Annotated in this window: 12 protein-coding genes; 3 read left to right on the forward strand and 9 right to left on the reverse strand. The window is 58.5% G+C overall.

Annotation, left to right across the window (positions count from 1 at the left end; genetic code table 11):
- Window positions 1-343: 343 nt before the first annotated feature.
- Window positions 344-1312: a LysR family transcriptional regulator gene (locus AKG12_RS09155; protein ID WP_052818567.1), complete on the reverse strand. Its 969-nt coding sequence runs from the start codon at window positions 1310-1312 to the stop codon at window positions 344-346.
- Between the two features lie 148 nt (window positions 1313-1460).
- On the opposite strand from AKG12_RS09155, the gene AKG12_RS09160 reads away from it, so the two are divergent.
- Complete coding sequence (locus AKG12_RS09160) at window positions 1461-2078, forward strand: FMN-dependent NADH-azoreductase (RefSeq protein ID WP_046798890.1); 618 nt, start codon at window positions 1461-1463, stop codon at window positions 2076-2078.
- 42 nt (window positions 2079-2120) lie between these two features.
- On the opposite strand, the gene AKG12_RS09165 is transcribed toward AKG12_RS09160, so the two are convergent.
- From AKG12_RS09165 to ilvA, 3 genes are all read right to left on the reverse strand, one after another.
- Window positions 2121-3386 (reverse strand): GGDEF domain-containing protein, encoded by a 1266-nt coding sequence (locus AKG12_RS09165; RefSeq protein ID WP_052818568.1) that lies wholly within the window; start codon window positions 3384-3386, stop codon window positions 2121-2123.
- 117 nt (window positions 3387-3503) lie between these two features.
- On the reverse strand, window positions 3504-3812 hold the full coding sequence (locus AKG12_RS09170) for an HlyU family transcriptional regulator (protein ID WP_046798888.1): 309 nt from the start codon (window positions 3810-3812) through the stop codon (window positions 3504-3506).
- Between the two features lie 73 nt (window positions 3813-3885).
- Window positions 3886-5160: a threonine ammonia-lyase gene (ilvA, locus tag AKG12_RS09175; protein ID WP_080842658.1), complete on the reverse strand. Its 1275-nt coding sequence runs from the start codon at window positions 5158-5160 to the stop codon at window positions 3886-3888.
- An 80-nt stretch (window positions 5161-5240) separates the two neighbouring features.
- On the opposite strand from ilvA, the gene AKG12_RS09180 reads away from it, so the two are divergent.
- Together AKG12_RS09180 and AKG12_RS09185 are read left to right on the forward strand one after the other, a co-directional pair.
- Window positions 5241-6698 carry a TrkH family potassium uptake protein gene (locus tag AKG12_RS09180; protein WP_046798887.1) on the forward strand — a complete coding sequence of 486 codons (1458 nt, stop codon included), beginning with the start codon at window positions 5241-5243 and terminating at the stop codon, window positions 6696-6698.
- A gap of 96 nt (window positions 6699-6794) precedes the next feature.
- The gene (locus AKG12_RS09185; protein WP_052818569.1) at window positions 6795-7049 is read left to right on the forward strand and encodes a heavy-metal-associated domain-containing protein; all 255 of its coding nucleotides are present in this window, start codon (window positions 6795-6797) and stop codon (window positions 7047-7049) included.
- Window positions 7050-7357: 308 nt separating this feature from the next.
- Here AKG12_RS09185 and AKG12_RS09190 read toward each other — a convergent pair whose 3' ends face one another.
- The 5 genes from AKG12_RS09190 to AKG12_RS09210 form a co-directional block, all read right to left on the reverse strand.
- A complete protein-coding gene (locus AKG12_RS09190) occupies window positions 7358-8851 on the reverse strand; it encodes an ABC transporter substrate-binding protein (protein ID WP_046798886.1) in 1494 nt (497 codons plus the stop codon).
- Between the two features lie 238 nt (window positions 8852-9089).
- Window positions 9090-10100, reverse strand: a complete 1011-nt coding sequence (locus tag AKG12_RS09195; RefSeq protein ID WP_052818570.1) for an ABC transporter ATP-binding protein — start codon at window positions 10098-10100, stop codon at window positions 9090-9092.
- An 11-nt stretch (window positions 10101-10111) separates the two neighbouring features.
- Window positions 10112-11176 (reverse strand): ABC transporter ATP-binding protein, encoded by a 1065-nt coding sequence (locus tag AKG12_RS09200; RefSeq protein WP_046798884.1) that lies wholly within the window; start codon window positions 11174-11176, stop codon window positions 10112-10114.
- Window positions 11177-11315: 139 nt separating this feature from the next.
- Window positions 11316-12254: an ABC transporter permease gene (locus AKG12_RS09205; RefSeq protein WP_082178768.1), complete on the reverse strand. Its 939-nt coding sequence runs from the start codon at window positions 12252-12254 to the stop codon at window positions 11316-11318.
- Complete coding sequence (locus AKG12_RS09210; RefSeq protein ID WP_046798882.1) at window positions 12244-13188, reverse strand: ABC transporter permease; 945 nt, start codon at window positions 13186-13188, stop codon at window positions 12244-12246. Before AKG12_RS09210 ends, AKG12_RS09205 begins: the two co-directional genes overlap by 11 nt.
- Between the last annotated feature and the right edge of the window lie 19 nt (window positions 13189-13207).

Here is a 13207-nt window from a genome sequence, read left to right on the forward strand (position 1 = left end):
TCGCTGATCGCCGGCTTCCGACAAGGCACGGGATAAGTGCTGTCAATTGCTCAATATGCAGGTTTAGCTTCCCTTGCGGGACGGCGATGCCTCGGTGAACTGCTGACCGTGGTTAGGTATAGGCAGACCGTTCGTTGCCGTCAATTGGCCCTGTGGTGGTGTAACGCGAGGTTACCGCCCGTTTCTTCTCCCCGTGGGGGAGAAGGTGGCCCGAAGGGTCGGATGAGGGGGCAACGCCAGCGATAGACCCCACCCTTTCCCCCTCATCCCGCTGCCGCGACCTTCTCCCCGGCGGGGAGAAGAAGCTCGCGGCACCCGTTCGCTCCACATGCAATAGCCAATGTCACTCAGCGGCGACAGCAATATCCCTTTGCTTGTTCGCGGCAAGCATCCCATTGAAATCCTTATGCTTCGGACAGGCCGCGAGGCGTTCCTGAAATGCCTCGGCAAGCCATTGACCCGCAGGACCTGCGGGTGAACCCACCCGCCGCAATGCAAAGAGCGGATATTCACCCTGTTCATAGGCCTCGAGTTCAAGTGCCTTCAGGCTGCCATTGGTCAGGTCATTACGGACGATCGATGCGGGCAGGCCGCCCCAGCCAAGACCACCCTTGATCAGCTGGTATTTCGTGGCGATATCGCTCACCCGCCATGTCTTGTAGGAGAGCACATTAAAATCGCGTCCTTTGGTGAGGCCCGAGGCATCGGTGACGACGAGCTGGACCTCTTCACGCACATCCGCCAGGGTCAGCGGCCGCTCGATCTGCGCCAGCGGATGATCGGCAGCGACGACCGGCAGCATGAAGGAATGGCCGACTTTTTCCACGACCAGCTCATCATCCTGGCGCATCAGCGCACCGCCGATGCCGATGCCCGCCTTGCGGGAGAGCACCATCTCCATCACCATACCCAGCTCGCCGACATTGAGGCTGAGGGTGACGGTGGGGAATTGCTCGCGAAAATCCCGCAGCACGGCAACAACGGCTTCTGCCGGAACCATGGTGCTGATGGCGACGGAAAGCTCCGCTTCAAGCCCCTGCTTCAGCCCCTTGGCGCGGGCGCGCATTTCCTGCAGGCCGGCGACGATGCGCCTTGCATCCTCCAGCATGGCGCGGCCTTCATCCGTCAGCTTCGGCTGGCGCACGCCGCCGCGCTCGAACAGGGTGACTTCGAGCTGCGCCTCGAGATTGGCGATGGTATAGCTGACAACCGACTGCGCGCGGTTGAGCGCCCGCGACGCAGCGGAGAAACTGCCGGTCTCGGCAACGGTCAAAAATACCTGCAACTGGTCGAGTGTGGGGTTCGCGTCCATGTCCCATCCATTTCATCGATAGATTGCTTCCACATTATCACAGTTTTCTTGATGGCAGCAATTTTCCATATAGGGGCAAAGGAAGGGCATCGTGCTCTCCCGCCCTCCCAAGGCGCCCGTCAATTCATCGCATATGCAAGGAAAGACCATGTCCAACATTCTGCTCATCACCTCCAGCCCGCGCGGCGACGAATCGGTTTCGAACAAGTTTTCCGGTGAACTCGCGAGCAAGCTGAAGGCCAAGTCGGCGGCGAATACCCTTGTCCACCGCGATCTCGCCGCCGATCCCATTCCGCACCTCGACACCGTCAAGACGGCTGCAATCCGCAAGCCGGCCGACCAGCGTACGGCTGAAGAAGCGGTTGCCGCTGAATATTCCGACAAGCTGGTTGCCGAACTTATGGCTGCCGACACCGTCGTCATCGGCACCGGCCTCATCAACTTCAACATCTATTCCGGCCTGAAGTCGTGGATCGACAATGTCGCCCGCGCCGGTCAGACCTTCCGCTACACCGAAACCGGCCCGGAAGGCCTCGCCAAGGGCAAGAAGGTCTATATCGTACTCGCCGCTGCCGGCGTTTATTCCGAAGGCCCGGCCGTATCGATGAACCATGCCGTTCCTTACCTGAAGACCGTTCTCGGTTTCATGGGCATGACCGATGTGGAAGTGATCTATGTCGAAGGCCTGGCATTCGGCCCGGAAGCCGTCGAGAAGGCCATTGCCGCCGCCGGCGCCAAGGTTGCCGAGCTGGCACAGGCCGCCTGAAGCATAGAGAATGGCAGGCTGATGCCGGCTGGATTGCCGGTCTCAGCCAACCCACATTCCGAAACGGCCGTGGACCTGATCCCGGCCGTTATTTTTTGCTGCATACAGCCGCGCATCGGCCTCCGATAAAAGCGCGCGAAAAAGCTGCCCGTCCTCAAAGGCAGTGGCGACGCCAATGCTGACCGTCAAAGGCGAACCGTCTGGGCGGCGCAGATCCGCCAGGATCGCCACCCGCAGCCCCGCGGAAAACGCAAGCGCCGCCTCATGCGCCATTGCCGGCAGGAGAGCCACGAATTCCTCGCCACCGAAGCGGTATAGATGTCCATGCGGCTGTACGCTGCGTTTCAGCACGGCGGCAAATTCCCGCAATATCTCATCACCCTGGAGGTGGCCGAAGGTATCGTTGACGGTCTTGAAATGATCGATATCGACGATCAGCACGCTGACCGGCCGCTGTTTCTCCAGACATTCCACGACGACCGAGGGCGCATCGAGTTCCATGCGGGCGCGGTCGGACACACCTGTCAGCATGTCGCGGCCCGAGCGGGACAGAAGCTCTTCATAACGCTCTCTGAAAGTGAGATCGTTGAAAACATCAGCAACGCTGCGGCATGTCAGGAAACGCCCCTTGGTCGATGTCAGACCGAGATAGAGGGCGAACAGGGCCGAATAGATGCCAACCGCGACCATCTTCGCCTTCCAGCCATCGTAGAAGACATTGACCGGCGCATCGAACAGATATCGCAATGCCCCGTAAAAAGCAGCCTGATCAAAGCTTAAAATGACGACGCCACAGATCGCAAAGCGCAGCACGATGTGGCGCTGCAAATACCGCCCCAGCTTTTCGTAAAGCAGGATGATGGCGATGGCATCGACATAGAGAATGCTGGTGCCCCAGACCATCAGCACGCCCACCTCATCAAGAAAACCGGTATTGACCGACTGTCCGGGGACGATCGCCACCGTCTGATGAAACCGGATGATCTGCGCCATGATGACGGTCAATATATTGCCGAGAAGCAGACCGTAGATCGGCTGGCGCACGACCGCCGCATCCTCGCGCATATAAAGCATGAGGATCATCATCAATTTGCCGGCAAAGAGGATGGAAGAACCCGGCGAGGCCACGCCGAAAGGCAGGCCGACATAAAAGACGGCGGCCAGATAGGTTTCCATGAAATGCATGACACCCAGCGCGGTGAGAAAAACACCGATGCCGAGAATATGCCGGTAATGAAGGAATGCCGTCATTACCGAAAAATAGACGATGGCCTCCGTAAGGAAGAGGGCCAGATTTGCCCATTGCATCGGCACACGCCCTATCGATCCACATCACGCCGGTCTATCGGCGCAACTCCATGCCCTTCAAGGACGATAGGCCTAAGCAACCAACGGAATCTTAATTTAGAGAGTAAGAAAACGTCATCATTTTCCTGGGAAAAGCGATGAACCGTTCTGGTCGATGATCAGCTTCGCCTTGCGGATCGTGAACTCCACCGCATCATCCATGCTGCTGAAGACATCGGCGCGCACGAATTCATGCACCAGCACTTCCTCGCCAGCCTTTTTCTCGATGCGGCCGGCCAAGCGGAACTGGCCGCCTTCCTTCAACGGCGTCGCATAGATCAGATAGTCGCCATGCGCATGCGGCTCCGCCTGCACCGTCTTCTGCGGTGCGTCGGACGGCTGGCCAGAACCGAAGGCCGAAAGGATTTTGGAAAAAAACGATGCCATGGTTTTCACTCCCTGATCTATATCGTGTTTGAAGGGCGGATATGCCCCGCCCTTCCCTGCCGTTCTTGCCCGATCAGATGATCAGGTTCGACAGGATGTCGTTTTCAGTAATATCCTCATAACCAAGGCCTGCGGCCTCAAAGCGCTCCAGAAGCCCTGCGAAGTTTTCCTGCGCGTTGGTTTCGATACCGATCAGGATCGAGCCGAAATTGCGGGCCGATTTTTTCAGATATTCGAAACGGGCGATATCGTCGTCCGGGCCGAGCAGGTTGAGGAAATCACGCAGCGCGCCGGGGCGCTGCGGCAGGCGCAGAATGAAATATTTCTTCACGCCGGTGTAACGCATGGCGCGTTCCTTCACATCCGGCAGGCGCTCGAAATCGAAATTGCCACCGGAAACGACGGCGATAACCGTCTTGCCTTCCAGCCTCTCGCGGCCAAGCTTTTCGAGCGCGGAAATCGCCAGCGCGCCGGCGGGCTCCAGCACCACGCCCTCAAGGTTCAGCATCTCAATGATCGTCACGCAGATGGCGTTTTCCGGGATGAGCATGACCTGCTCGGCCGGAAAATCCTTCAACGCCTTGAAATTCAAATCGCCGATGCGGGCGACGGCAGCGCCATCAACAAAATTATCGACCTTGTTCAGCGTCACCGGTTCTCCGCGTTCAAGGCTCTTTTTCAGGCTCGGCGCGCCTTCCGGCTCGCAGAACACGAAGTTCTCCTTACTGACAGTGCCGGCGAGGAAACCCGTGAGGCCGGCCGAAAGCCCGCCGCCGCCAACCGGCATGACGACGATATCAGGCTTGGTGCCTTCCGGAAGCTGGTCCATGATCTCGGCGGCGACCGTCGCCTGACCCTCGATGATATCCTCGTGGTCAAACGGCGGCACCATGTAACCGTCATTGTCCTGCACGTGTTGACGCGCGGCTGCATAGCACTGGTCGAATATATCGCCCACCAGCCGGATTTTGATGAATTCTCCACCAAAGATGCGGGTCTTTTCGATCTTCTGCTGGGGTGTCGTCACCGGCATGAAAACGACGCCGTGAACGCCGAAATGGCGACAGGCGAAAGCAAAGCCCTGGGCGTGGTTGCCGGCGGACGCACAGACGAAAACCTTGTCCTTGCCGGCCTTGGCCACCGCCTTGCGGAGAAAGTTGAATGCGCCTCTAATCTTGTAGGAACGAACCGGGGACAGATCTTCACGCTTCAGCCAAATCGACGCGCCATACCGACGGCTGAGATGTTCATTCAACTGCAACGGCGTTTCCGGGAATATTTCCCGCACTTCCCGCCGCGCTGCTTCCACAAGCTGCTTGTCCACGATAGTCAATCCATTGAAATTCATAATGGCACCCGCTATGCCATAGGAAGGCGTCGGAGACAAAGACTCATTTCAGCGCGGCCACGAACTCTGGGTTTCATTTCTTGAACAGCAACCTTCTGCGCTCGGTCATATACGTTTCGTCCATCTTCGGGCTTTACATGGCGACGGCCATGTTCCTTCCAGCGTTGACCGACCTTTATTACGGCAATGACGACTGGATGGTTTTTGCACTGTCGGGTTTCATGTGCGGCGGCTTTGCGCTTGCCTGCGCGCTTGCGACGCGCGGGCCGATTGCCGCCTTCAACAAGCGTTTCGGCTTCCTGCTCGTCAATATTCTCTGGCTGGTCTTTTCCATCGTCGGGGCAGTTCCGCTTTATTTGTCCGAACTCAACCTGACGCTTGGCCAGGCCCTTTTCGAATCCATTTCCGCCATCACGACGACGGGATCGACCGTTATTGCCGGTCTCGACAATGCGCCGCAGGGCATCCTGCTCTGGCGCTCGCTGCTGTGCTGGCTGGGCGGCATCGGTATCGTCGCGCTGGGTCTCTTCATCCTGCCGCTGCTGCGCGTCGGCGGCATGACCTTCTTCCGCATGGAATCCTCCGATACCGGCAACGACCGGCCCTTCGCGCGGCTGGCAAGCTTCACCCGCGCTTTCGTGGCGATCTATATCATCATGACGCTGGCCTGCACGGTTGCTTACGACTTTGCCGGCATGTCGCATTTCGATGCGCTGAACCATGCCATGTCGACCGTCGCAACCGGCGGGTTTTCGACCCATGACGCATCTTTCGCCTATTTCAACAACACGGCGCTCCTGTGGATCGCCACCGTCTTCCTGATCTTCGGCAGCCTGCCCTTTTCGGTGATGATCCTGCTTGCCGTGCGCCGCCGGCTGGAGACGCTGCGCGATCCGCAGATCGCCGTCTTCCTCGGCTACCTCTGCGCGATTTCGATTGCAGTCGGCGTTTATCATCACCTTAGAAACGGCGTGCCGCTGGATGACGCGCTCAGCCATTCCTTCTTCAACATGACATCGATCCTTTCCACAGGCGGTTTCGCCAGCGACGACTATACGCTCTGGGGTCCCTTCGTCATCATCGTCGCTTTTTTTGCGACCTTCATGGGTGGCTGCTCCGGCTCGACGGCTGGCGGCATAAAGGCGTACCGGTTCCTCATCATGTTCAACGTGGTGCGGGCCGGGCTGAAAAAGCTGATCTATCCGAATGCCGTTTATTCGGTCCGTTACGGACAGCAGATCGTTGATCCGGATACGATCCGGACGATTTTCCTGTTTGTCAGCTGTTTCATTGCGCTGTGGATCGCCGGCAGCCTCGCCATGAGCCTGATGGGATATGATTTCCTCACCGCCACCTCGGCCGTTGCGACCTCGCTTGCCAATGTCGGCCCCGGCATTGGCCCGATCATCGGTCCGGCGGGAAATTTCTCCACGATCAGCGACCCGGCGCTTTATCTCCTCTCGGTGATGATGCTGCTCGGGCGTCTCGAAATCCTGACGGTTCTGGTGCTGCTGATGCCGATTTTCTGGAAGAATTGAGATCGTCGATCCTGCGTGAATAAAGCGCTTGACCTTCCCACGTTGGAATAGTCCAGGCTCTCCCTGTTACGAATTCCAACCAAGGAGAACCGCCCCATGTGCACCGCTCACCAGCATCACGCCGAAACCACCACGGCACCGGTTGATGCCGATCTTTCTTTCCATGTTGAAGACATGACCTGCGGTCACTGCGCCGGTGTGATCAAGGGCGCGATCGAAAAAACCGTTCCCGGTGCCGCCGTGCATGCCGATCCGGCAAGCCGCACCGTTGTCGTCGGCGGCGTTTCAGATGCTGCACGTATTGCTGAAATCATTACCGCTGCAGGCTATACGCCGGAAGCATGCGCCTGATCTGAAAAGACACCGGCGGCGCTTTATCCCAGCAGCCGCCGGATCGCTCTACCCAGCTTCACTCAAATTCTGTGACAGCCCTTGGACGACATATGTATTCGTCCCCCTCGCCTCCCGATAGGGCAGATGCCCTCTCCCTTCGACAGGGATGACGGTGGAGGTTTTCCCGATGCTAATGACGTAAATCATCACATACCGTCATCTTGGCCATGAGCCGAAATGCGGGAGGAGAAGTTCTCCAATTTACCATCAAAAAAGACCCGGCTCTTGCGAGCCGAGTCCCTCTTCATCGGCAATATCGCGCCAGATTACTTGGTCGCCAGATCCTTGGTCATGACAAAGTAGTTGAGCGGATGGGGTTTGTAATTTTCGAGCTTGGCCGAATAGGCATCAAACACCGTCTCATGGATCAGAAAGACGGAGACGGCTTCGTCGTAAATCTTCTGCGCCGCCTCGCTGTAAATGGCATAGCGCTTGGCGGGTTCGGCCGTCGCGTAGGCGGATTTGATCAGCTTGTCGGTCGCCTCATTGCAATAATGCGAGATGTTGTAGCTGCCGCCGCAGGTATAATCGGCATTCAGGAAACCGGCCGGTTCGGCAACATCCGTGGCATAACCGCGCGACAGCAGCGCCATATCGAACTTGCCGGCCAGAAGGTCGGGTTCGATCGCACTGTAATCGGCAACGCGGACATCAACCTTGATGCCGAGTTCCTGCAGTTGCGCCTGAATGATCGCCGCGACATCCTTCAGTTCCGTCTTTGCCGTATAGGCAAGCAGCGTCACCTTCAGGCTGCCGGGTGCAATGCCCGCTTCCTTCAGCAGATCCTTGGCTTTTTCCACGTCATAGGCGGGTTTGGCCTCCTTTGCAGCCCATGGCTCACCCGATGCAAAGGGCATGGCGGCGCCCTTCACCGCACCTTCATAGATGCTGTCGGCGATGCCCCCCGTATCGATGGCGGCCTGGATCGCCTGCCGCACCTTGATATTGTCGAAAGGCGGTCTGGAGTTGTTCAGCAACAGTTCCGTGATGCGGGGCGACGGGATAGGCGCGACCTTGACGCCGTCGGTCGATTCGATGGTCTTGACGGTCCATGGCGGAACGAGGCGCGAAATCTGTGCTTCCCCGGTTCTTGCCTGGGTGGCGCGGGTGTCGGCATCGGGCACAAAATTCACGCGGCCGCCCGCAAGTTTCGGCATGCCACCCCAATAATCATGATTGGCAGTCAGCATCATATGCTGGCTGGGATCGACCTCCGTGATCTTGAAAGGTCCGGTACAGGTTCCGACTGGATCGACCTTGCCATCCTTATAGGCCGATGGCGCGAGAATGGAGGTGGCAGGGCTCGCCATCTGCGCGGGCAGCAGCACCGATGGCTCGATCGTGGTTATCTTCACGGTATCATCGCCGCCCGCTTCGACGCTAGCGATCAGCTTTGGTGAAAAGGCACGGGCCGGAACCGGTGCCTGCAAAAGATTGGAGAGCGCATTGACCGCGGCCTTGGCATCCAGCGCTTCGCCGTTCTGGAACTTGACGCCCTTGCGTAGCTTGAATTCCCATACCTTAGGGCCGGTCTGTGCCCAGGATTCAGCCAGACTCGGCTCCAGTTTCATGTCGTAGCCGACACGTATCAGGCTTTCGAAACAACCCGCGCGAGAGCCGAGATAGGCATCGTCGGACGCCATCTGCCAGCCGGTCTTCACCCCGAAATTATCGTCATAGGTAATCGTGCCGGCCTTGGCTGCATCGGCTCCAAACGCAGTCACGATGGCGCATGTCGCCAAAAGTGCGTGCTTCATCATGGAATATTCCCCTTTTATTTTTGATGATAACGCTCACAATTCACTTATTTTCATAAAATTGCCGATTAAATTTCCTCAAGTCATAAGACAAAAGAATATCCAGTGGATACTCATCGAATATCCATCTGAATAACATTTATTTTATTGCGCTATACTCGGAATTTAATTCCGATATTAAACCTCAGACACACGATTCATCTGTTTTTACCAAAGCACAAAACCGCAACTGCTTCGTGCTTCAACTCCATTCACGCCAATGGTGGCAACGGGCGAAATGCTCGCCGGCAACGCCCTCCAGCACCGGCTCCTTTTCGCTGCAAATCGGCGTCGCATATTTGCAGCGGGTGTGAAATTTGCAGCCGCTCGGAGGATTGAGCGGGCTCGGCAAATCGCCGTCGAGCAGCATTTCCGGCGCGTAAAGGCCGGTTTCATCCAGCATTGACGAAGCGATCAAAGCCTTGGTGTAGGGATGTTTCGGCGCACGAAAAAGCTCTTCCCGATCGGCGATTTCGACGATCCGCCCGAGATACATCACCGCGATGCGATCGCAGAGATAACGCACAACACGCAAGTCGTGGGAAATCATCAGAACCGTCAAACCATGGCGGCGTTTCATGTCCATCAAGAGGTTGAGTATCTGCGTGCGCATGGAAGCATCGAGCGCCGAGGTCGGCTCGTCGCAGACAAGGAAGCTTGGATTGAGCAGAAGTGCGCGCCCGATGACGACGCGCTGCAACTGCCCGCCGGAACACTGGCTCGGATAACGGTCGAAAAACGATGAATCGAGACCGACTTCCTCCAGCATCCTGAACACACGCGCGGTGCGCTCCTCACGGTTGCCGATGCCGTGCTGGGCCAGCGGCGCTTCCATGCTCTGCCCGATGCGCATGCGCGGATCAAGCGCGGAATATGGGTCCTGAAACACCAGCTGCACGACCCGGCGCATGCGCCGCAGCGTCTCGCCCTGCATGTGCAATATGTCGTGGTCGCCGATGCTGACCTCGCCTTTGGTCGCGTGGGTCATCCGGGTGATCAGCCCGGCGACAGTGCTTTTACCGCATCCGGATTCGCCGACAAGGCCGAGCACTTCTCCTTCACCGATGGTCAGGGACACATCGTCGACTGATTTCACCACCCGGTGACCGAGGCCGGATATCGGATAATATTTGCAGAGGTTCTTCGCCACCACATAGGGGTGAGTGTCACTATCGGCGGATGGCGGGGTCTGTTTTACAGCTGTCAATTGCATCGTCCCCTCCTTCAGCAGATAGCGTGGTTGGTATGGTCGCCGGCATGGTCCTCACCGACCGCCCAGCACCGCGCCTTACGCCCTTCCGGTAGGGCATTCAGATCCGGTTCCGACGCCATGCACCGGCTGCCCATGTCGGCCGACTTGGCAAGCGCGCAGCGCGGATGAAACCGGCAGCCGCAGGACATGTCATGGGCCTGCGAGCTCGATCCGGGGATCGTCAGCAACTGTCCCTCACTGTCCGTGGTCAGAAGCGAGCAGCTGATCAGTGCCTTTGTATAAGGATGTTGCGGCGCCTTGAGGATCGCCTGTGTCGGCCCCTCCTCAACGATACGGCCGGCATACATCACCGCAATCCTGTCCGCGAAGGCGGCAACGACCGACAGGTCATGGGTGATCAGCAGGGTGGCGAGCCGACGCTTGCGACGTTCGTCATCAAGCAGACGCAATATCTGTGCCTGAACGGTGACATCGAGAGCCGTTGTCGGTTCATCAGCGATCAGCAGTTGTGGATTGCCCGAGAGTGCCGCGGCAATCATGACACGCTGCGCCATGCCACCGGAAAGCTCATGTGCGAAACATTGCGCCCGCGCCGACGGGTCTGGAATGCCGACATCTGACAGGAGGCCGACGACCCGGTTGAGCGCAGCGCTCCTGCTCATCTTGCGATGGACCCACAGCGGCTCGGCAACCTGCGTCTTAACCCGGCTGGTCGGATCAAGCATGGCCTGCGGCTGCTGGAACAGCATGCCGATATCGGCACCGCGCAGCGCATCGAGTTCGGAGGAGGAAAGCGCGAGGATATCGCGCCCGGCAAAGGAAATGCGGCCGGAATTGATTTCCGCGCCCTGCGGCAAAAGCCGCATCAATGACAGGGCCGTCATGCTCTTGCCGGAACCGGATTCGCCAACGAGAGCGACCACTTCACCGGCATTGACGGAAAGAGTGAGGCCAGAAATGACAAATTTTCGGCCATTTTGCGCCGGCACCGAAACGTGCAGGTCCTCTATTTCCAGAAGCGGTGCGCATTCGGGAGACATGGCCGTAATGGCATGCGTTTGTCCTTCGATATTCATAAGAGTTCCCCTTATTTTTATTGAATCGGAGGCATTTGCGTATTTTCATGCGGCTTCAGACGATATTACTCTCCTTCCAGTTCCTTTGCGTCAGCTATGTTTGACGATGATCAAGCCGGCCATTACCTGCCGACAGGCATCAATGACCATTCTGTTTTTTGGTCTCCAGGTTCAGCCCGTGGCCGATCCACGTCACGCTCAAGGCTGCGAGGAAAATCGCCAGGCCGGGTGCGATGACGAGAACGGGCATGCGCTCTGCATAAGCCTGTGCATCGGCCAGCATCAGCGCCCAGTCGGCGGCCGGCGGCTGCACACCGAGCCCCAGGAACGACAAACCACCGACCGTGATGAGCTTGTGGCCGAAACGCAGGAACGCCACGGCCGCAATCGGCCAGATCGTGTTCGGAATGATATGCCGGAAGATGATGAAGCGCCGCGTGCAGCCAAGCACTTCCGCCGCGCGGATATATTCGCGGGAATTGATCGACAGCGTCAGCCCGCGCGCCAGCCGCGCAAAAGGCGTCCAGCCGACAATCGTCAGCGACGCGATCAAGGTTCCATATCCCGGCCCGAAGATGGCGACGAGGAAGATGGCGATCACCACGTCTGGAATGGCGATGAGCAGGTCGACCACGCGCATCAGGACTTCGTCAAGGATACCGCGGCTGCGGCCGCTGATGATGCCGACAAAGGTGCCGATGGCGACCGACAGAATGACGGTGATGGCGGCAATCGTGACCGTGAAACGACCGCCTATCAGCAACCGGCTGAGCACGTCGCGGCCGAGATGGTCCGTTCCCAGCCAGTAGGTGGCGCTTGGCGCATTCAACCGCAGGCGAAGGTTCTGCTGTGCGGGATTATAGGGCGATATCCATGGCGCGATGACCAGCAGCAGGATGATGACGAGAAAGATCGCCGATCCCGCATAAAAGGTCCAATGCCGCCGGCTGATGAAGTCCGTGAACCGACTGAAGGTTGACGGGCGCTTGGGGGTGGCGGTCATTGGCGTGTTGGTCATGGGCGTATTGCTCAGGGGCAAGGCGGCTACCGGCGCGCTCGGGAACTGGCTAATGGTCATTGTGACCTCGCATTGCTGGATTGATCAGGACATAAAAGCCGTCGGCCAGGGTATTGATCAGGATGGAGAGGGCGACGATGCAGATGAAACCACCCTGCAGCATGGGGATGTCGCGATTGACCACGGCGTCGTACAGAAGCCGACCCATGCCGGGGATGGCGAAGATGACTTCCACGACCACCGATCCGCCAAGCAGGCCCGCGAGCCACAATGCAAAGAAGGTGACGACCGGCAGCGAGCCGTTGCGGACGCCGTGCCGCAAGACTGTGCTATGCATGCCGAGACCCCGGCTGCGGGCCGCGGTGATATAGGGTGCGCGCAGAACCTCGGCCATCGCTGCACGTGTCACCTGCGTGAAATAGGCGAGCGGGCGCAACGTCAGGGTCAAGGCGGGAAGCACCAGCGAACGCCAGCTGTCCCATCCCGCCGACGGCAACCAGCCGAGATAGAGCGCAAAGACCAGCGCCGACATGGGCGCGAACCAATATTCCGGCGTCGCAACGAAGGTCTGGATCATCAGCGTCGCGAAATTGTCGAGCCGCCCGCCTGGGCGCATCGCCGCCAGCGTACCGAGCGGCAGGGCAACGGCGACCGCGATTGCAAGCGCCGTCAGCGCCAGCGTTACCGATACGCCGAGAGAGCGCAAAAGCTCACCGGCCACGGGTTGGCTGCTGGTGAAGGAAAAGCCCAGATCGCCGCGCAGCGCGTTTGAGAGCCAGGCGAAATATTGCACATAGAGCGGCCGGTCGAGCCCGAGACTTATCCGCAGCGCCTCCACCGCGTGCGGATCGAGCGCGGTATCGCGCATACGGGAAAACAGGATGGTGCGGGCCGGATCGCCACCCGCCATATAGGGCAAAAGAAACGCGATGACGGAAACGATCGTCAGCATCAGGCACAGAATAAGGAAGCGTTGCAATATCTGTATCCACATGGCCCGGTTCCCTTCACCA

This window comes from Agrobacterium sp. SUL3 (genome assembly GCF_001263295.1).
GTDB lineage: Bacteria > Pseudomonadota > Alphaproteobacteria > Rhizobiales > Rhizobiaceae > Agrobacterium > Agrobacterium tomkonis.